Source organism: Thermocladium modestius (assembly GCF_055398215.1).
Genome location: NZ_AP043731.1, coordinates 1,859,337 through 1,877,904 on the forward strand (window position 1 = coordinate 1,859,337; position 18,568 = coordinate 1,877,904).

22 protein-coding genes and 1 pseudogene are annotated in these 18,568 nt (G+C 50.3%); 7 read left to right on the forward strand and 16 right to left on the reverse strand.

The window, feature by feature from the left end; translation table 11 throughout:
• Positions 1-145 precede the first annotated feature (145 nt).
• Both ACZ5ZS_RS09600 and ACZ5ZS_RS09605 read left to right on the forward strand, forming a co-directional pair.
• Positions 146-481, forward strand: coding sequence for a hypothetical protein (locus ACZ5ZS_RS09600; RefSeq protein WP_188595823.1), 336 nt, complete (start codon positions 146-148; stop codon positions 479-481).
• Positions 438-1,490 carry a hypothetical protein gene (locus ACZ5ZS_RS09605; protein ID WP_188595824.1) on the forward strand — a complete coding sequence of 351 codons (1,053 nt, stop codon included), beginning with the start codon at positions 438-440 and terminating at the stop codon, positions 1,488-1,490. Before ACZ5ZS_RS09600 ends, ACZ5ZS_RS09605 begins: the two co-directional genes overlap by 44 nt.
• Before the next feature lie 44 nt (positions 1,491-1,534).
• On the opposite strand, the gene ACZ5ZS_RS09610 is transcribed toward ACZ5ZS_RS09605, so the two are convergent.
• The 7 genes and pseudogenes from ACZ5ZS_RS09610 to ACZ5ZS_RS09640 form a co-directional block, all read right to left on the reverse strand.
• The gene (locus tag ACZ5ZS_RS09610) at positions 1,535-1,648 is read right to left on the reverse strand and encodes a site-specific integrase (RefSeq protein WP_229657629.1); all 114 of its coding nucleotides are present in this window, start codon (positions 1,646-1,648) and stop codon (positions 1,535-1,537) included.
• Positions 1,649-2,096: 448 nt separating this feature from the next.
• A complete protein-coding gene (locus ACZ5ZS_RS09615; RefSeq protein ID WP_188595825.1) occupies positions 2,097-2,981 on the reverse strand; it encodes a hypothetical protein in 885 nt (294 codons plus the stop codon).
• A 66-nt stretch (positions 2,982-3,047) separates the two neighbouring features.
• A complete protein-coding gene (locus ACZ5ZS_RS09620) occupies positions 3,048-3,176 on the reverse strand; it encodes a hypothetical protein (RefSeq protein WP_268237946.1) in 129 nt (42 codons plus the stop codon).
• Positions 3,177-3,254: 78 nt separating this feature from the next.
• Positions 3,255-3,548 (reverse strand): hypothetical protein, encoded by a 294-nt coding sequence (locus ACZ5ZS_RS09625; protein WP_188595826.1) that lies wholly within the window; start codon positions 3,546-3,548, stop codon positions 3,255-3,257.
• Positions 3,521-4,729: an ATPase, T2SS/T4P/T4SS family gene (locus ACZ5ZS_RS09630; protein ID WP_188595827.1), complete on the reverse strand. Its 1,209-nt coding sequence runs from the start codon at positions 4,727-4,729 to the stop codon at positions 3,521-3,523. Before ACZ5ZS_RS09630 ends, ACZ5ZS_RS09625 begins: the two co-directional genes overlap by 28 nt.
• Positions 4,730-5,136: 407 nt before the next feature.
• Positions 5,137-5,259, reverse strand: a complete 123-nt coding sequence (locus ACZ5ZS_RS09635) for a hypothetical protein (protein WP_268237947.1) — start codon at positions 5,257-5,259, stop codon at positions 5,137-5,139.
• Positions 5,260-5,358: pseudogene (locus ACZ5ZS_RS09640) on the reverse strand (hypothetical protein); the annotation flags it as partial.
• Positions 5,359-5,441: 83 nt separating this feature from the next.
• On the opposite strand from ACZ5ZS_RS09640, the gene ACZ5ZS_RS09645 reads away from it, so the two are divergent.
• Together ACZ5ZS_RS09645 and ACZ5ZS_RS09650 are read left to right on the forward strand one after the other, a co-directional pair.
• Positions 5,442-6,725, forward strand: coding sequence for a site-specific integrase (locus tag ACZ5ZS_RS09645; protein WP_188595828.1), 1,284 nt, complete (start codon positions 5,442-5,444; stop codon positions 6,723-6,725).
• A gap of 211 nt (positions 6,726-6,936) precedes the next feature.
• Positions 6,937-8,604, forward strand: a complete 1,668-nt coding sequence (locus tag ACZ5ZS_RS09650) for an ankyrin repeat domain-containing protein (protein ID WP_188595829.1) — start codon at positions 6,937-6,939, stop codon at positions 8,602-8,604.
• Between the two features lie 462 nt (positions 8,605-9,066).
• Here ACZ5ZS_RS09650 and ACZ5ZS_RS09655 read toward each other — a convergent pair whose 3' ends face one another.
• From ACZ5ZS_RS09655 to ACZ5ZS_RS09680, 6 genes are all read right to left on the reverse strand, one after another.
• Entirely contained in the window at positions 9,067-9,207 is a 141-nt protein-coding gene (locus tag ACZ5ZS_RS09655) for a hypothetical protein (RefSeq protein WP_188595830.1), read from the reverse strand.
• A 1,192-nt stretch (positions 9,208-10,399) separates the two neighbouring features.
• Positions 10,400-11,722, reverse strand: coding sequence for a hypothetical protein (locus ACZ5ZS_RS09660; protein ID WP_188595831.1), 1,323 nt, complete (start codon positions 11,720-11,722; stop codon positions 10,400-10,402).
• 26 nt (positions 11,723-11,748) lie between these two features.
• Positions 11,749-12,699 (reverse strand): hypothetical protein, encoded by a 951-nt coding sequence (locus tag ACZ5ZS_RS09665; protein ID WP_188595832.1) that lies wholly within the window; start codon positions 12,697-12,699, stop codon positions 11,749-11,751.
• Between the two features lie 99 nt (positions 12,700-12,798).
• Entirely contained in the window at positions 12,799-13,044 is a 246-nt protein-coding gene (locus ACZ5ZS_RS09670) for a hypothetical protein (RefSeq protein WP_188595833.1), read from the reverse strand.
• An 8-nt stretch (positions 13,045-13,052) separates the two neighbouring features.
• A complete protein-coding gene (locus tag ACZ5ZS_RS09675; RefSeq protein WP_188595834.1) occupies positions 13,053-13,193 on the reverse strand; it encodes a hypothetical protein in 141 nt (46 codons plus the stop codon).
• Between the two features lie 72 nt (positions 13,194-13,265).
• Complete coding sequence (locus ACZ5ZS_RS09680) at positions 13,266-13,547, reverse strand: hypothetical protein (protein ID WP_188595835.1); 282 nt, start codon at positions 13,545-13,547, stop codon at positions 13,266-13,268.
• Positions 13,548-13,873: 326 nt separating this feature from the next.
• Here ACZ5ZS_RS09680 and ACZ5ZS_RS09685 point away from each other — a divergent pair, with 326 nt between their 5' ends.
• The 3 genes from ACZ5ZS_RS09685 to ACZ5ZS_RS09695 all read left to right on the forward strand — a co-directional run bounded on the left by ACZ5ZS_RS09685 (position 13,874) and on the right by ACZ5ZS_RS09695 (position 16,493).
• Complete coding sequence (locus ACZ5ZS_RS09685) at positions 13,874-14,233, forward strand: hypothetical protein (RefSeq protein ID WP_188595836.1); 360 nt, start codon at positions 13,874-13,876, stop codon at positions 14,231-14,233.
• Between the two features lie 797 nt (positions 14,234-15,030).
• Complete coding sequence (locus ACZ5ZS_RS09690) at positions 15,031-15,462, forward strand: hypothetical protein (protein ID WP_188595837.1); 432 nt, start codon at positions 15,031-15,033, stop codon at positions 15,460-15,462.
• 320 nt (positions 15,463-15,782) lie between these two features.
• On the forward strand, positions 15,783-16,493 hold the full coding sequence (locus ACZ5ZS_RS09695; RefSeq protein ID WP_229657631.1) for a hypothetical protein: 711 nt from the start codon (positions 15,783-15,785) through the stop codon (positions 16,491-16,493).
• A gap of 3 nt (positions 16,494-16,496) precedes the next feature.
• On the opposite strand, the gene ACZ5ZS_RS09700 is transcribed toward ACZ5ZS_RS09695, so the two are convergent.
• The 3 genes from ACZ5ZS_RS09700 to ACZ5ZS_RS09710 all read right to left on the reverse strand — a co-directional run bounded on the left by ACZ5ZS_RS09700 (position 16,497) and on the right by ACZ5ZS_RS09710 (position 18,420).
• A complete protein-coding gene (locus tag ACZ5ZS_RS09700) occupies positions 16,497-17,348 on the reverse strand; it encodes a hypothetical protein (RefSeq protein WP_229657632.1) in 852 nt (283 codons plus the stop codon).
• A 244-nt stretch (positions 17,349-17,592) separates the two neighbouring features.
• Positions 17,593-17,898, reverse strand: a complete 306-nt coding sequence (locus ACZ5ZS_RS09705) for a hypothetical protein (protein WP_188595838.1) — start codon at positions 17,896-17,898, stop codon at positions 17,593-17,595.
• Positions 17,899-18,123: 225 nt separating this feature from the next.
• A complete protein-coding gene (locus tag ACZ5ZS_RS09710) occupies positions 18,124-18,420 on the reverse strand; it encodes a hypothetical protein (RefSeq protein ID WP_188595839.1) in 297 nt (98 codons plus the stop codon).
• Positions 18,421-18,568 lie beyond the last annotated feature (148 nt).

Sequence of the window (18,568 nt, forward strand, 5' to 3'; positions counted from 1 at the left end):
ATATGGTTGATTTAACCCAGTTGATGCTTAATAATGATGTATTCATCTTTTACGGGATTCGGCATGGCTATTGGTACATGAGGTACCAGTTCATCAACTATTAATATCTGATAGAATTTTAAAACCTCAGTATTTATTCCCCTGTGTGGGTGCCACAGAAACTATTACGGATGGTGTAGATGGGGAGCGCATACAGGGTTTAATGGTTAGGACTAGGGTAGGTGGTGTTGGGAGGGCTGTTGATTGGGAGGCTGCCGTAGTGGCTATGGCTAGGGACTTGTCATATGCGCTTAATGAAGGTGATGCCAATAAGGCGTGTAAATTGCTTCAGGTCATCGAGTCCTGGAAGGATGGTAATGATAAGGAGAAGAAGGCGTATGCTATGTTCACCAGATCTAATCCATATAGGAAACTGTATGAAACCGCCAATAAATTGTATGGTAGTAAGTGTAGTCAAGATACTAGTCAAAATAGGAGTTAATTTAAATATACTTAAAAGAGCATTCAAGACTTCAAATATGGTTGATTACTGTAGTCCTGAGGTTGTGCGTGTTCAGCGTTATGTTAGGATTAGGAGTCCTATTGAGACTATTGAAGAGGTGACGTATACGTTTACATGTAGTAAAGACGCTGATTATGTATGCTTTCCTAGAGTCTACAGTGGTGGGGTGGGTACTTACCTTGCCCGTGAGGATGGTGGGTATCTGCTTATTGAGAGGGTTATTAATGAGGATGGTAAGGCGGTCAGCATACTGCCCACGCGCTTCGTTGAAGAGTGGTTTAATTTAAAGCCTGGTGAGGATTACATCTGTCTTCAAATGCCTGCAACGCCTAACCGCCTTCATGTAACTACCTTCACCATACATAGGCCAGTATCACTCTACCCAATCATAGTAACGACATGGGATAAGGTTAAACCCTATTATGATGCTGATCTCAGCGACTTCATAATAGGTATAGAGAAGATTCCCCCACATGGACAGAGGCAATACTTCCAAATACTATTCGACAATGAGCACTTGGAGTTTAAGCTAAAGGATCTGCAGGAGAATTTAAATAACTTAAGGAAGGGAGAAAAGATAGAGGACTTAAAGCTTGGTATTCCAGGGCTTAAAGAGGAGACTGAGCCTAAGCCTAGAAGCTTCGTGTATACGTTTAGAGTATCGAAGGCAGAACCCATAGATATTAAGTATCGCGTCACTTCAAGTAGTTTCTATAAGACGCTGGCATGGGTTATTGCCCTATCCAGCCTAGCCATATTAGGGGTTTCACTATTCTTAATAGTGGTTAGCCTAATTCACCCAAGCCTCATAATCAACTACTCCGCAATAGCACTACCTGTAATAACTACATTAGCTATTCTACTCCTAAGCGGATACGTGGTGATACCTAAAGAATCGTTAATCAAGTATAGAGTATTAAGGTGGTTAACAATTGTAGTAATCCCAACACTACTAGCAGCATTAGGTGTCATGCTAACAAAGGCCTAAACCTTAACACAGCAGGCATGGTGCATGTTTAATGTATCAGTTCCTCAACTCCTCATGCCTAGGTGCCAGTAATGCTCCACCAATATTCTGAATTCGCTTGGCGGTGCCCTTCCTTGAAGCGTGTTGACTATGGATTCGGGTACTCCTTGGCTAATCATCCATGTAGCATAGAATTCCCTTAATTCATAAAGCTCAAACTCCCTACCCAGGATAGTCCTGGCTGTTTCCTTAATCTCCCTCCTTAGCCTATCCCTGTCGAAGGGTTAGCCTACTGCCCCACTCCTCTGGTTTCACCCCAACGTTTAGGTAATCAGCCTTAATAACCTCGTACTTCAGCCTAACGAAGGAGTCCCTATGAGGCATGTACACGCTCTTAAGCCAATTAATGGTCTCTGGCCTAGGAAGGCTATGAAGGCACGCTTAGTCTCAGTAATCTTACCAATGTGAATTACGCCACGTTCCCAATCCACGTTGCTTAGGTTAATGAGGAATGGTTCACTTGGGCGTAAGCCAGTTTCAGTTAGGAGTAGGAAGTATGCCTTAGCCTCAAGGCTTGGTAGCTTACTGAAGTAGGGAAGGAGAGGAGGAGGCGGCGGTGTTTTTTTGTTACCAGAATCGTTTTTTGGGGGCCGCGCCTCTCGCGACTTGGTACTCCTCCTTTGCTAGGTTGATTATCTTCGATCGCCAGTCTTGGAAGAACGCGTCTCCCTTCCCGGCGTCGTACTTTATGGCTATGTCCTTCCCCCTATCCGTCCTGTCCGAGACGAAGGGGGAGTAGGGGAGGACTATGAACTTGCTCACCGGCCCCTTCCCCTTTAGGAAGCTGACCGTGTTGTCGTTGGGGAAGGACTGGTTCACCACCGCGTAGACCGCGAGCTGGGGCTGCCCATCCCTCGCCCTCTGCGCGTTGACTATGGAGATGAGGTCGAGGACCTCCGCGGCCTCATCCACGTGCGTGTTGCCTGCCTTCACGAAGACGTTCACCACGGAGGCGAGCCGCAGGAACGCCCACTTCACGGCGGAGTCCACGGGGGACGGGAGGTCCACGAGCACCACGGAGGCGCCGTATGGCTTGAGCTTGGAGACTATGAGCTCCTGGGCATTGCTTAGGACGAAGGAGCCCACCCTGTCCGGGTCGCCCCTGGCCGCGGAGTGCAGCTCCCCAATCATCCAGCTCAGCTGGTCGGGGCTGAGGCTCCCGTTCGAGATCATCCTGAGGTTATAGATCTGGTGCACGTAGATCGAGGCCTCCCTGCCCGTCACCCTGCCCATCAGGAAGTCCCAGAACCCGGGCTGCTTGGGGTCGAGCCCGAATAGCTTCGACACTGTGCTGTTCGTGCCGTACGCCACGTCCACCAACCCAATCGGCTCCAGCTGAGCCCCGGGGCCGCCCAACACGTACGCCAGGTTAGCGGTCACGGTGCTGATGCCCACCCCGCCCTTGGTGCCGCCCATGTTGACTATCATGGAGACATCGAAGGGAACCCTCATCGAGAAAAGAAAATAAAGAAACACTAATAAGAACCCCACGCGCTCGAATCGCATGCGGAAAAAATACTAGGCTAAGAATAGCGAGGGAACGGGGCTGACCTCCTCCCCGCCCTCGGGGTCTCCGCCATTGCTTGCCACGTGGCGCCTCATTATCTCGTGCCTTAGCCTTACCTCGCAGCCTACTTTCTCAGCCACAGCGATCCATTATCGTTTTCCCCTCCCTTTCCTCCTTCCCTACTCACCCCCGCGTGCCTAGGTGGTCTTCGCCTCAATTCACGCCCCTCCCGCCCCCCCTCCGCTCCCGCTCCCGCTCCCGCTCCCGCTCCCCTCCTCGCCGCACTTAAGGCTTGCCCACATGGCGTTCACCCCGCCCTCCCCGCCTCGGGAGGGGTCGCCCGCCAACTCCCTCAGCCAGGACGTGAGGGGGGCGGGGGGCTCGACTCCCCAGTCAACCCTGGCGGGGGCTCGGATCTCCGCGACCGCCCCGTCCCGCATCCTCACCAGCAGTATGTAGTCGGAGAGGATCCTGCCAGCTGACGCTACCCCCAACGCCTCCAGCCTATCCACCAACTCCTCCAGGGACCGGCGTGCAGGTTAGTCGCCCCGCCGTGCCCCGAGGTCACTGCCTTGACCCACGCCGAGGCGTCCTCCTCCCCCAACACCTCGTTCACGAAGATGAACTGGGCCCCGCTCCGCATGGCGTCCATGATTAGGTCCCCCTTCCCGATCGAGTTCACCCCAAGCCCGGACGCCTCCCTCGTGTTGAGGAGCGCGTGCGTCCTCCCCGGCAGCATCCTGAACTCATCCACGTCCTGAACCGCGGCGACCCTGAGGAACGGGGGGAACGTGTTCATGAGGGCCGCCGTGAGGGTCGTCTTCCCGCTCCCCATCGGGCCGTATATGAGGACGCCCCTCGGCTCCCCATCCCTCGAGTGCGGCGGCACGCCGAGCGCCGCGAGGAGGAGGCGCGCCGCGTCCCCCGCCTCGATGCTCCCCTCCCCAATCAAGCGCGGCAGCGTCCAGGGAGTGCGGGGGTGCTTCCTGAACGCGGTGATGCTCCTCGCCACGGGCTCGGCGAACATGGACACCCTCAAGCGGAGGGACGCGTCGGTCGCCCTCCCCCTGGGGTTGAACGCCGTGACGGGCACGCCCGTCCTCTCGCTCGCGCGGTTCAGGAGCCACTCGTTAAAGGACAAAGCCCTCCCCCCGCCCCAATCAACTCCGTCAAGCCCCAGCGAGGCTGGGAGCCACCGCCTCCCCTCCCCCCGCGCCTCGCACTTGCTTGGAGTCACGGCGACGGGGTGGTAGGCGTTCCCGAAGCCCCTCGCCCTAACGAAGACGCGGGGAAGCCCCTCCTCCCCCGCCTCATCCACCGCGAGGTCCTGCAAGTCCTCCCACTCCAGGAGGGGAGTCAACACGCCGTACTCATGCAGGAACCTCCTCGCCACGGCGATCGCCTCCAGCCTAACCTCCTCGCGGCTCTCCTCGCGAGCCCCGCCCCTCACGTACCTGAGGATGCGGGCCTCGACTCGGGGGAGGGGCACGCCCCTGCTCAGGTCCCGCAGGACGCGGGCTAGGTCGAGGCAGCTCAACTCGCCGCGCACCATGTCCTTGGGGTAGAACGTGACGCGGCCCGGCTCCTCGATGTAGAAGAGCTCCGTGACCACCCCGCTCGGGGTCGAGAACTGCCCCAAGCTGTTCGCCAAGACGTTGCTCGCGTTGATCGTGAAGTCAAAGGCCGTGAACACGCCCCGCCGGCCACATCATCACTAATAAGAGCGGCTCCTCAAAATCGCGACCCAGGGATTATCCTCAATGGCGAGGCCCAAACCACCCCCGTCAACCCCTCCCCACGCCCTTCACGGCCCGGCCTTTTCCGAGAACCCGTCCCTGTCTAAGCCAAGCGCTCATTTAAAATTCTTAATCATCTATTCAACTTATAAAGCCTGAACTGCATTCCTAAAAACCTCTAAACCCCCTTATTGGCTCCCGGTATGGGGCGTGGTTGGGAGTTCTTATTACTTCCCCCCGCGGGCCCGACTTGAGCCCGTATGGCTCAGTACGAGAATGAAGGGGGGAGGGGGGCATTAGCCTGTTCCTCGATTGATTAAGTACATGGCGCCTTTTCAGCGAATTCGGTGGCGGCTTCATTCTATTAATGACTGCTTCTCTTGCCGGACCTAAGCATGAATTCCCTACCCGTGCCTTGGTCCCTGTAGCGATTGAATGCGCCACCGCATGCCCTGCACCTATAGTGAGTCACTGAGTAGCTACGCATCCCCCACGTCTTAACGACCTCAACATCCTCGGAACCACAGTACGGGCACTTAACCCGTAGGGCGTGGGTTCGAATCCCACCGGGCCCGCCACCTCCAATTCAATTCCTTCATCCTCATGTTACGGTTCAATGTTCTTCTTGTTACGTAAGGCTTATACATTACTCTGCACCACCTGTTACAGATGGTTGACTGCAGCCTCTACAACCTAGCCAGGATACCTAATGATGCTAGGGTTAGGATAATCAACTACGTCATGGAGGTTAAGCAGGTTAGGGCCCGTGACCTTGGAGTCACGAGTAACCTAATCTCAATGATTAGGAGTGGCAAGCGTAGAGTCACCGAGGATTTACTATGCCATGCCATGGCTTACCTAACTCCCGAGGAGTTGGCTAGGCTACTTGGTCAATTACCTGAGGTCGAGCCAGCAAGCGTTAACGACATTGTTAAGGTTGTTGCAAGGGCTGTGGCTGATCCAAGCTTTAGGGATATTCCACTAAGCTACCTCGAGCGTTATTTAGGTGACTACATTAGGAGCGCTGGTAGGAGGTGGGTAGTGTCAAGTGAGGATATTGAAGCCTTCATTAAGGCTAAGAGGCTTAGGGGGTTAAGTAGGAAGACTATTAGTGATGAAGTCCGCTACATTGAGAGGACTCTAGCTGAGTTAAATTGGGTACTGGAGCCAGAGAACATCATGGAGTATTTAGATGAGTTGAGGGAGGAGAGTGAATACGCTGCCAAGCACACTGCCTACAGCCTAAAATCATTCCTAAAAACCATCCTGAAGTCCAAGGACCCAGCATTATTCAGCCTACTCTACAATGCCTTCACTACGATTAAGCCAAGGAACCATGCCAAGGCCAAGCTACCCACGTTGAATCAATTAAAGGAAATATTCAATCAACTGCCAAGCATTGAGGCTAAGGCATACTTCCTAATCCTAGCTGAAACAGGCTTAAGGCCAGGTGAACCACTCCTCATAAGCATGGATGATGTTGATTGGGAGCATGGGTTAATTCACATTGGTAAAGTCACGGCCACTAAGCGTGCCTTCGTGGCGTTTTTAAGGACTGAGACTGTTGAGTGGCTTAGGCGTGAATACATGCCCAGGAGGGATAGGTTTGTGGATGGTATTGTGAAGCCGATAGAGGCGAGTAAATGGTTCAATAATGAAGTCATTGAGAGATTGAGGAATAGGCTAATACCCTTCGATCAGTCCAGGCTTAGGCGTGAGATTAAGGAGACTGCCAGGCAAGTCCTGGATAGGGAGCTTGAGCTCTATGAACTGCGTAAATTCTTCTCAACATGGATGATTATGAAAGGCGTACCAGAGGCAATAGTCAACACCCTACAGGGCAGGGCACCACCCAGTGAATACAGGGTATTGATCGAACACTACTGGTCACCTAGGCATGAGGAGTTGAGGCAATGGTACATTAAGCATGCATCATGCCTACTATGCCAGTGAGGCTCCCTCACCATGGGTGGCTGGAGGAGTAGTAAATGTTGGGCTAATACTGCTTAAGGGAGCTTTACACAGATGTTAAAGGTGGTTAAGTATTGATGAGTTAGGGCTTGTTAAGCCTAGCCTGCATCCCCTATTGGAGTATGGTGAGTATATTACTGGCCTTTACTACCGCAGTGGTGAATGCTTTAAAAGGGTTTTTTGTTTTTTATTTGTGTCTTGTTTTAATTCCTCTTTTAGGGTGTATTTAAGGGAGGGGATTTTTCATGATACATTGAAGCCCAGTGCACGTGATACCTTGGAGGTTTCTGGGTTTAGGGTGGTGGAGGTTGGTGGTTGTTTTAGGTTTCTTGCCTGTGGTGGATTCTCATGCGCCTACCTTATTGATTATGGTGGTTCTAGGCTTGTCTTCAAGGTACCGAATACTCTTAGGAATTATGTTGAGCGTGGTGTTAGGCCAACAGCCACTAGGGGTCTTGACTCCTTTAGGAATGAGCTTGATGTTTTAATGAGCCTCAACCACCCTAATGTTGTTAGGCTTCTCGGCTATGGTGTCGACTTCCCAGTCCTTGTTTATGAGTATGGTGAGGCTACTCTTAGGGATTTAATGGTTAAGGGGGTTAATGAGTCTGACTGCCTCAGGTATGCTTCAGGGGTTGCTGAGGCTATTAGATTCATCCACAGTAGGGGTGTTGTTCATGGTGATGTTAAGCCAGAGAACATCCTAATAGTTAACGGTGTTGCTAGGCTAACAGACTTCAATACAGCCACTAGGCTACTTGCAACAGCCTCATCAAGTAGGTTAACCACATGCACCACAGGCTACTGTGCACCTGAGCAAATCTACGCAGACTTGAGGAGGGAGGCCTTGAGTAGGGGTTTTGAGAATAGGATCGACATATACCAGTTAGGCAACATAATGCTAGAATGCCTAACGGGCAGGACAATAAACGGTGATGATGCCCTCGATGAGGCTAGGGTAAATGAAGCATTAAACAAGGTGAGTAATGAGGACGTTAGGGAGTTATTGAGGCAAATGCTAAACTACAGGCCGGGGGAGAGGCTTTCAAGTGAGGAGGTAGCAAAGCAAATAGAGGCAATAATGGAGGGGAGGGGCGCAACACAAGCCAAGGCAGTCAAAAAACCACCAGTTAAGAAAGGCCAACTAGGCGAGGAGTTACGGGCCAAAGTCGTTCAAAAACCAAGACAACCCAGCCAACTAGATAAGGAACTACTAGAAGCCGCAGAATATGGAGACGCTAAGAAGGTTAAGACACTACTAGAGGCTGGGGCAGACCCAAACACCAAGGATGAATATGGCTCGACACCACTACACTGGGCCGCATTGAAAGGTCACTTAGATGTTGTTGAATTACTCTTAAAGCATGGAGCAGACCCAAATGTTAAGGATGAAGATGGCTCGACACCACTACACGATGCCGCCTGGAATGGTCATGCTGATGTTGTTGAATTACTCTTAAAGCATGGAGCAGACCCAAATGTTAAGGATGAAGATGGCTCGACACCACTACACGATGCCGCCTGGAATGGTCATGCTGATGTTGTTGAATTACTCTTAAAGCATGGAGCAGACCCAAACACAAAGAATGAATATGGCAAGACGCCACTACACAGGGCCGCCATGAAGGGTCATGCTGATGTTGTTGAATTACTCTTAAAGCATGGAGCAGACCCAAACACAAATGATAAGTATGGCAAGACGCCACTACACAGGGCCGCCGAGGATGGTTTAGCTAAGGTTGTTAAGGTTCTTCTCGAGCATGGTGCTGATCCAAACACAAATGATAAAGATGGCAAGACGCCTCTCGACATTGCTAAGGGGGATGCACGTAGGGTCTTGGAGGAGTGGCTTAATAGATGAGGCCGTAGCCTTTCACCATTAGAAACTCAATATCCGTAGCGTGAATGCCTAAACAAGCAGCCTAATTAGGCACGTAACCCCACGCAAACCCTCAACCCCAGGCAACATAAAAGTGGGAATTGAAAACAATATAAAAGTATTGATTGAAATAATGAAAAATCACGTAACTCCAAGCACTGTTCGCGTTTGGACTTGTTTAAATTAACCATTGGCTTAATGATAGTTGGCGTGTTTATTCAAGGCGAGGAATACAATTCTTTTAAGCACCACTACACGTAGGGCGCATGATTAGGATTAGGGTAGTGAACTGGTCTAAGGCCTTACTAAACATGCGCCGGGGTGAATCCAGTTGAACGTGAGGTGGGCTGGGGCTGACTGATGGTTAATCCGTAGCCATGCTGATGCCTGCAGTAGCATTCACCGTGGATTTAAATCCACAGTGAGCCTGTTAAAGCCTCCTCGTTAAGTGTTGCACCAGTCACCCTCAATTAACCTAACCACCACGTCACCCCTCCTAATAACGGCTATTACCCTGCACTTACCCTCCATTATACATTTAAGCACCTTAGCTAGCTTCACTGGATTATACTCACCATTAACCATGGTTTCACAGTCACCAACCAGTGTGGCTAGGGTAGTGAGCATAAGCTGGTTAACGGGTGAATCCAGCTAAGGAATAGTAATGTAGGGTAATGAATAGGCTAGGCATTACCCTACGTTGCTTAGCCTTAAATTCTTAATTAATATTCACTGGGTGCGGGTAATCATCTGTTGACGTACTTTCCCATTCACAGCTTAAGCCACTAGTGGGTGAAGGCTAGTGCTGGCCCATAATTACCCTCCCATAATCAAAGGCGCCTTCATATTGCAGCCCCTAGGCGCATAAGCCCCCTGACCCCGGGCCTCCTGGCCTCAGGGTCTCAAGCTGTAACCCCTGAGGAGGTGCTCATTAGATGTTAGTAAAGGTGAATGAGGGTAATATTTATGAAAGTAAAGATAAGGGAATAGGATGAGGATCCCGCTCTAAATGAGGTGAAGCCGACAAAGATAAAATGGAAGAATGATGTGAAGTGATAGTGTGAAAGGAATATTGTGAAAGCCCCGCGCTGGTGGGGTGGGGGCAGGCACGCTGGAATCCCCCTATTAGACATTTTTCCAATAAACACCACTGTACCACTCTATGCATACTTGCCTTCACACTATTAATTCACACTATGGCTTCACACTATTCATAGTCACCATTCTGCCATAGAATTAATCATTTTTCTCTTTTAAGAAAGTAAAAAGAAATAAAGAAATAAATATGGAGAAACTTTCAATTCAACCTTACCTACCTTTCAATTACCAATAGCGTGAGGCTATAGTGTGAAGCCATAGTGTGAACATCCACCTTAGCCTCAACCATGCAGTTGATTTCGGTAAATGTAAATCCCCTTAGCTAATTTTCGAGAACATGTGGAAGCACCTTTGGCTGCCTTACCTATCACAACCATGGCAAATGCATAATAATATCTGTAACCTCTGAGGAAGTCAGGCCTGTTAAATACTCCCCATGGGCATCAATACCCCAAGGGTCTCTTAACCTCAGGTCCTCATAGAGGTCATGGGCACCGACGCCCATGAAACTCTTAGGCACGGGCCTCTCAGGGTCTCAAGCTGGCTACACCCGCGAAGGGGGAAATCCCTAAGGCGTTTTACTAAGGCAGCGAGTAATATAGTTAATATACTTGGAATATATAGGAGCGTAACTTTTAACACTAACTATCCTCTGAGTTGCTCCTGCTCCCCCTGGTTCTTAAGCTAACTCTAGGTACTTTAATAGTGAGTCCTTTGGTACTGCGCACTTTCCATAGTATTTTACATTGCGTGTAGCCTTAGTGTCGTAGGCTGCTCCAGGTATCTCCATGCATATTGCCTTTACAGGTATTCCACTGTATTCCTTGAAGTTTGGGAGGATTATGAATACGTCCGTGTTTCCATCATACCTGAGCCACGGTATATAGAAGCCTTCTGCAAGCATCCTTATGCACTCGTCGTAGGAGATGGAGGAGGTGCTTCTACATACTGAAACATACCTGGAGACGTACATATCTAGGATCTCCCTAAGCCTCTCTCTATAGCTTGAAGTCTCCCTAGCAGTGAGTAGCCTCTGTGCAGGGACGCCTAGGCTGGCGAGGACTATGTTAAAGTAATCAACCGCTGCCTTAACCCAGTCTGGGTTGAGGATAATGTCCCTGACGGATTGCCAATTCGCCTCAGCGTACTTCAGGTAGTATGAACCGAAGTGGGCGAGATTTGCTTCATTAGCCAGTAGCCACTTATTGAAGGCGTCAATATTCTTCCTGCCAATCGGCCTACTGAACTCAACCCTGGCAATCTTCTCCCCGGTAGCCGGGTCAATGACCCTAAGCTCATTTGCAGTAATCACTATGCCGCTTGCTGCCGGGAACCTTTGCCCAGTGGCCGTCTGCCAGGCGTACAGTTGGCCAGGCGCCACGTAGCTCTTAAGCACCTGCGCCACGTCACCGCTTATCTCGATGAAGCCTTGGCCAGCTCTGCCACCCTCGTCAAGGACAATTGGGCCAGTGGTCACTACCCTAACCATCCCGCTTAACCTACCCACCCTGGCTGGGGTTAGGGTTGAGGAGGATGACATTAGCAGGTTGGCGTTCGGGTTAAGCATCCTTGCGGCCAGGTTAGCCACAGTGGTTTTGCCGCCATCCTTAACACCCACTAAAGCCACTATCATCGACTTAACGCCATGCAGCTTCCTAGTCAGGGTGAAGGCTGTGAATGGGCTGTAGGCTAGAGCAGTGAGCCAAACCTTAGGCTCGGGGTGGTGCCCCCTAACCGTGCTTATTAGCGATTCGATAGCTTCCCTAGCCTTACCGGGGTCAGGCTCAATGATGCCCACGTTGAAGTAGTCCCTGACTCTACACTCAATGCCTAAATGCGGTGCACAGGCGAAGCCTGAAATAATTACGTCACTGACCGTGGCCCTCCACTTAGTTAAGATGGGTACCCAGTTCGGTGATGACCAGATCCTCCACTTATTAAGTTCGTTTGCAATATCATCAAGAGTCGACATGGTGAAGGTTAATGATTCGCTAGTATGCACGTTGATAGCCTGGAGGGAGTAGTAATCTATTTAAATAAAATATCTCTATACTTCACCACCGAGGTTAAGTAAAATGGGAGCAAGATATTCTCCACTTGGGCGATGACATCAATCACTTCATCGCCATTCCTCCTACGTTTATGTTGAATATTCCTTACTATAATCCCCATCTTTTGATTATTGCAAATCCAACTCACGATTCTCGAGTTGCCAACCTCTCTGTGGCGGACTAATGGTATACATAGCGGAGCCTCTGACTGGTATCCGATAGCCTCATAAAGTGTCGACAATGTCGTGTCCACGTCAAGCCCCAGCCTATCCAATGCAGGCTTAATGTTCTTCTCAAAGGACTTCCTGCTCCAGAGCTTCTTAGGCCTCTCGTAGACCCACTCCACCACGCTCTTATGCTCTTTACAAGTCTTCTCACTATCAAGACCTTGGTTAATCGCCTGTGTGCATATCCTATCCAGGATGTTTAAAACATCCTCACTAGCCACCCCAGCCCTCCTTGCTAGGCTAGCTAAGCCGAATATGGCGAAGTCGTGGTAGTGGGGCTCAGGTATGCTCCACACTTGCCAAATAATCCTGTAGATTGCGTCCTTTTCCTCATCTTCCCAATGCCTCTCAGGCTTAGGCAGGTTGATGACCTCCTCACCCGATTCGGCAAGCTCCTCAGGGCTCCTACCCTCCGTCCCGCTTAGGCTTGAGGACACGCTAATTAACCTTGATAATTCACTGCATGTAATTACCTCACCCTCCCCAACATCAGTAACGCCTATTGGGCTCCAAGCATTGCCCACCCACATAACGGGCTGGTATAATGCCCCGCTTGGATGTCTACCGTAAACAACCTCGTAGTTAGTGACGAGAATCTCAATAGCCCTCTCGCCATTGACGTTAACCCTGATGGAGCCGCTCGGCATGCATTGGGTAGGCACCCTAACCACGATGTACATGCCCCTTTGCAGTTTAGCCAAGTCCTCAACCTCACCCTTCGCGCCCTTACACCTACCGTCATCCCCGCATTTCCAATACCCCTTAGGCCTAGGCCCAGTCAAACCACAGAATGACCAAGACTACCCACATAGCCTCCTCCTCCAGTCGTCCCCGAACACTTGAGTAAGCACATTATTGCCGACATCAACATCGTCGACATCAATAATGATTACACCGTACTCCGTATTGCCCTCATTCCATAATTTCCTCCCAACGACCGCAATCCCTGAGGCACTACCTAAAAGCCCCATTAGCTCATCAAGCTCAAGCCTCCTATCAGCCCCCCATGAAGTGAGGGGCTTCTTCTCGGAATCAACAGGCAGCACGTTAAAGCCTAGTTGATAAAGCTCCTTAGCAGCAGCCCTAAGGTCAATACCCTTAACCCCAGTCCTATTGCCTCGAGGGGAATGCTTAATAATCCCCCGCTATTAGCTCCTGATCCCCCCACCTCCCTGGTCACGGTTCCCTTAGCCATGCCGACCACCCGTGCCAGGGGGGTTAGTTAACTTATATTCAAAATAAAATTCGAAAAGGCCTAAGGCCCCCATCATTCACTCACCTTAATTTTAGCCTTAGTCTCATTTATAGTTTCCCACAGGGCGTTTAGGCGCCTTGGTAGTGTGAAGACTATATATTCCTTATCCCTAATTGGCTTAGCCTCGATTGGTATCTCAACTCCATTGAGGTTAATCACCAGTGTGACCCTATCCCCCAAGTGTTTAGTAAGCTCCTCAACGGCCAGCTCATCCTTAACCACTGCGAAGTACTGCGCCCTTCTCTTCCAGATTCTCGCTCTAGCCAATATTACTTGGGTTTCACCTTCAAACATACGCACCCTGAAACGCCAGGTGCACAGGGCTTAATTAGTCCTTAATTGATAAGCAGTTTAAACACTAAATTTATTAAATGATTTAATACACTTGGTGTGGGGTTACTGTGTCCGTCTGCTTCATGGGGAATATGGTTAAGAGTGGGTCAGAGGAATACATTGCTGGACTACTCTACCTATGTAAAACCAACATTAAGGTGGGTAGCACTAAGGAGGTTATGAATGAGCTACGCAACTGTGCTATGTTAGGGTTTATACATGTCTTTAACCCTAATGTTTTTGAACATGTAACCACCATCCCCATCACGGGTGACGACATCCGTAACATGAGCTTAATCATAGCAAGTTTACCAATAACGCACGATGTGAATCAACCAGGCGTAGATGAATTTGCCCTAGTGTACTATACTAGAATATACAGTGATGGAAGGTACCTCAGGATCACGATACCTAAGGCAATACTGCCTGAGGCATTAGATATTAAGGGAAGGAAGTTAAACATTCAACTGCACGTTAATGGAATCAACCTAACCTTCAAGGCAAAGGTGGGGGCAGGCAGGAGCAGTGGTAAGATGTTGTACTACTTCATTAGGATACCGAAGCGTACGTTAAGCGGATGGTGGATTGATCCGAAGGATTTACAGGGCAAGGAGGCTAAGGTGATCATGACGGAGGCGAAGGATTAATGTTACACACCACCAATCCACGTAACCACGCATACCTAAAACCCACCAAGTCGAGTGAATAAAGGGATGCATATGTTACGGTAAAACATGCATGCCACGTGTCTTCAGGTTACGTAAACGTGGGCTTTTAACCCGGGGAATTACTGAGAGGCACCTTAATTAAGCTTACATTCGCAGTCTCAGTGTAATTTTATTAATTCGTGACTTATTACCACTGATGTCGGGTCATGGTGGTAAGAAGATTCGGGTACGTGGGGCGGCGAGTGCCCTCAAGTTAGGGTTAGCGGGGAGGGTGAGTAGAAATGATGCGTGCTTAAGATACCGCTGCCTGTGTTAATCATTTAGGTGACGGAGAGGAAGACAAGCCTCGCCCCCAAAGCCCGGAACCCATAAAGGGGCGGGAACCGCCTTTAAAACCATCAACGGCCTCGCCGCCGAACGAGCCTCAATGGGCCCCGCGATCATGAATCGCCCACGCCCGGGCGCGCCGGCTCGCAATGAACCCGAGCCCCCAAGCCCTGGGAACCGCCATTAACATTACAATCCCAGGCGCCGCCGCGCTCAGGGTCACCCAATGAAATCGCGACCACGCGAGAGCCGCAGGCCGGGAAGCGAGCCAAGGACACCAAGGCGCGCCAGGCGTAGAGGGGGGATGGAGGAGGGGCCGTTTCTCGGCTTGGCTTGATTCCTCGAGATGGGCGCGCTCTGATTAGGGCCCCGCCGCGCTCGCGGCGTGATTGACGGGGATAGCTGTTCAGGGGCTTCAATCTCGATTGAGGGGGGCGGGGTGGGTTGGCTTGGTTGAGTTCCTCGGTCCTGGGGAGTTCCTCCTCATCAGGTTTGATGGGGTGGAGAGGGTTGGGCGGGGCGGGGTCGTGGCGGCTCGCCTGGAGAGGGCTCCCTGCCCCCACCGCCTAATCCCCGACGGGGACGCGTCCGTGGATGAGTTGATGGATAGGGTGAGGAGGGGCGGGGTCCTCCTCGTGAGGAGGGAGAGGCGACTCGCCGTGGAGCCGGGCAGGCTGGGGTTGAGGGTTGAGGACTACGCCTCCCACTACAGCCGCCCAGTCCGCGTCTGGATGGGGTGGCCCGGGGCACGCGGGGTTGGGGTGGGGAGGGCGGCGAGGCCTTGCATCCTCGGCGGTCTTGAGTGCTACTCCTGCCAGGCAGGCGCCATAACCATAAACAAGCTGCTCGAGGCGCTGGGCGCCCCAATAACCCTCCGCTAACCCCAACAAAAAAGAAAGGAAAACAAAAAAGAGGGGAACGGAGAGGGAATAACTGACCCCCTCCCCTATTGGTATTTGGGGTAGTCGGCCCCAGCCCCCCATCCTCAAAGAATTAACCGAGAGGGGGGGGGGGTGAAAAACCGACAAAACATGACCTGAAAACCCACCCCAGCCCCTAGAAGGAGCGAGGCTTGCCCTATCTTTTATCGTTAATTTTGAGGGGGAATTGGGTTTGGGGGGGTTTCTCGCCTTGTATGGGGAGCGTTTTTGGTCTTGTCTTGGGGCGCAATGCTTTAATGCTTCCTCGCCCTCATTGCTTGATGGTTAGGGCCTTGGTCATCGGCGCCGCGGTCGCCGTCGTCGTCATAGCCATCACGGCCGCCCTACTCCTGCACCCAGCCTCCAAGCCGCAAATAAACCTCATGAGCATCAACGCCCCATACGTTTTCCTGAGACCTGAGGGTAATGGTCAATACGATTTACTCTACTATGGCCCACACGGTGATCTACACGACCTGGGGACATACAACGCGTCAAGCAGTGTATTGAATCAAGCAGTTAATGTCATTAACTCATTTAATCAGCAAAACATGGGGACAATCATCAATGGCCAACAATACATACCACTAAGCTACGAGGTAGTTATAGGAAACTCAAGCGGAGTTATCCAAATACCAATACAGGGAAACACGATACTGTTGGATAAAGTCAACCCAGGATACTGGACGGTGCTGGTAAGCGACCAAAATGATTTAACAAAACTAGCATACGCATTGGATGTAGGGTATAAAGAAGCAGCAACAGTATCGGGAACCTCAAACCTCTGGTACCAACAAGGAGTAGGAACAGTACTACAGGAAACAATGAACCTACAACACTATGCACAAAATCCATACTTTACAGGTGGATATATAGTAATAATGAATAACAATACGATAATTCCTTGGGGTGTTTTTGATAGCACTACCCAATATAGCTATGGAGGGTATCTAAAATTTTTAATGCAAGCTGGCGCTCCCTATTATGGATAATTTTTAAGGTATAATTAGTATATATGGCACTCCAAAGGTGGTGATTATCCAATTCAGATACATGTATCCATATCCTCCGCCAGATCCAGTAGAAATAAATAAATAGGGTTGACTCTGGTAGATAAGAGTATTTTCTATTAGATTTAAAATATATGGTAAATTGGGATATTTTTCCTTATATCCAAATGTTCCATCAATCCATCCAGGATAGATATTATTAAGCACTCCTTCATAAGTTATTTCTTGATAATTATTTAATGCTCTATTTCCTTCAGCTTCAAATGCAGTTTCGTATGCGTTTTGGTAGCTTGTCGCTAAATATTTTGATGGTGGTGTTGGTTGTAGTGCATTTGCTTCGCATTTTGAGCATCCAAACAATCCACAATTACATGGATAATCAATAGTGCTCATTGGTAAATTATCATTGTAAATATTTCCATTAACCATGAAGTAGACATCTAAATTATTACTTTGATCTGGGGAAAACCAATAATATGTATAAAATACTCCATAATACATGTAATTTTTATTATTTTGTTGATCAAATGGGGTGAACGGGATATAATCGCTACTAGTTGCATAATTATTGTTTGTCCCAAATAAATATTCCAATGAACCCCCACTCCATCCAGATCCTGCATAATAATAGCTCGAAGATATGCTTGATGAACAAACATCCCCATTCGTTTCCGAAAAATTAATTAAAACAATGTAACTATTCTGAATAAAGCCCGCATCCAGACCAGCAGTACCGCAATAATACATAAATGGTATCCCAACATAATATCCAGTTGAATAACCAGGAGCTACATTCGCATTACCAAGTGATCCTGTTATCCAGCCATACTCAAACATCGCGACGGGATAATTTAAGGGTATGGGGGCGGCTCCACCAACGCTAAGATATTGATGCCCCATCCATTTGAACACCCCCACTTACGTGGGAAGTCGCCGCGGCGCCTCCAAAAAGGGATTAGAGCCGCCAAGGTTATAGCATCAAGGAATCAGAGAAGTAATCAAACGCGCCCAATACGTCTCCATCACTTAACAATTAGTTGCATTGCGTTTCAATTCAAGGCTTAAACGCTCGGGGAACCCCTCAAGGCGGGGAGGAGGCCAGCCTCGTGCCCCTCGCCAGCACCTTGAGGGGCCTCCCAGGCAACTCCCTCAACCGCTCCGCCGGGGAGAGGAATGAAGCGAGGCCCGGAGGGGGCGGGAGAGGAACCGCTACCGCCCCAACCAACCCAACGCAGTCCCCACCATCCACGGTCCCCACCATGACTAGGGGGTAGCGGTTAAACACCTCAAGCAGGGAGGGGGGAGCCTCCCTCCAACCGCGGGAAGCCCTAACCTCGCCCCGCACCTCCCCATCCAGGCAAACCCTAACCAAAACCACGCCAAACACGAGACAATAAACACAACCAACAATATAAACATAACCACGACACAACACAAACAAAAAAAAAAAAAAGAAAAAGAAAAAAAAAAAGAAAAAACAAAAAAGAAAAAACAAAAAAGAAGAGAAAGAAAAAATGAAGTAAAAAAAAATTAAAGTAAAGGAGTTGGAGTAGGGGGCGGGTAGGCTCGGCTCGGCGTTGTTTTTCCTTCCCGCCCCCCTGGGGTTGTTTGCCTACAGCCTGCTCAGCATGTTGTATAGCTTCTCGGCGTCCCCGCCCCTCGCATCGCCCTCGGCGAGGGCTAGGGCGAGGGACCTCAACGCGCCAGCAACCGGGCCGTCCACGAGCCAACCAGTTGGGTGGCGGGGGGAGTAGACGATGGCCTGCCCCTCTGAGCAAACCACGCCCTCCCCGCCCCTCCCGCTTACCGGTGCGCACTGCCTATACTTCCACCCGAGCGGGATCTCCGCCCTCACATCCCTCACCTCGACGTAAACCACGTACCTACACACCTCTATACGCCCCCTCATTGGGATCAACGAAGAGAGGAGGAAGAAGTAATTAGAACCCCGGCCCAACCACCTGAAGAGGCTCCCCGAGTTCAGGGAGTCCCCCCCCCGGCTGCCCAGTCATGAAGCACTGGAAATCCTCCCCCGGCCTGAGGTAATCGGACCCAGC

Coding starts and splice junctions, on each gene's coding strand:
- ACZ5ZS_RS09605 (WP_188595824.1), top strand. CDS start 438: ATGGTAGTAAGTGTAGTCAAGATACTAGTCAAAATAGGAGTTAATTTA.
- ACZ5ZS_RS09610 (WP_229657629.1), bottom strand. CDS start 1,648: ATGATTAGCCAAGGAGTACCCGAATCCATAGTCAACACGCTTCAAGGA.
- ACZ5ZS_RS09615 (WP_188595825.1), bottom strand. CDS start 2,981: ATGAGGGTTCCCTTCGATGTCTCCATGATAGTCAACATGGGCGGCACC.
- ACZ5ZS_RS09635 (WP_268237947.1), bottom strand. CDS start 5,259: ATGCGTAGCTACTCAGTGACTCACTATAGGTGCAGGGCATGCGGTGGC.
- ACZ5ZS_RS09645 (WP_188595828.1), top strand. CDS start 5,442: ATGGTTGACTGCAGCCTCTACAACCTAGCCAGGATACCTAATGATGCT.
- ACZ5ZS_RS09655 (WP_188595830.1), bottom strand. CDS start 9,207: ATGGTTAATGGTGAGTATAATCCAGTGAAGCTAGCTAAGGTGCTTAAA.
- ACZ5ZS_RS09675 (WP_188595834.1), bottom strand. CDS start 13,193: ATGGCTAAGGGAACCGTGACCAGGGAGGTGGGGGGATCAGGAGCTAAT.
- ACZ5ZS_RS09680 (WP_188595835.1), bottom strand. CDS start 13,547: ATGTTTGAAGGTGAAACCCAAGTAATATTGGCTAGAGCGAGAATCTGG.
- ACZ5ZS_RS09685 (WP_188595836.1), top strand. CDS start 13,874: ATGAGCTTAATCATAGCAAGTTTACCAATAACGCACGATGTGAATCAA.
- ACZ5ZS_RS09695 (WP_229657631.1), top strand. CDS start 15,783: ATGGTTAGGGCCTTGGTCATCGGCGCCGCGGTCGCCGTCGTCGTCATA.
- ACZ5ZS_RS09700 (WP_229657632.1), bottom strand. CDS start 17,348: ATGTTTGAGTATGGCTGGATAACAGGATCACTTGGTAATGCGAATGTA.
- ACZ5ZS_RS09710 (WP_188595839.1), bottom strand. CDS start 18,420: ATGAGGGGGCGTATAGAGGTGTGTAGGTACGTGGTTTACGTCGAGGTG.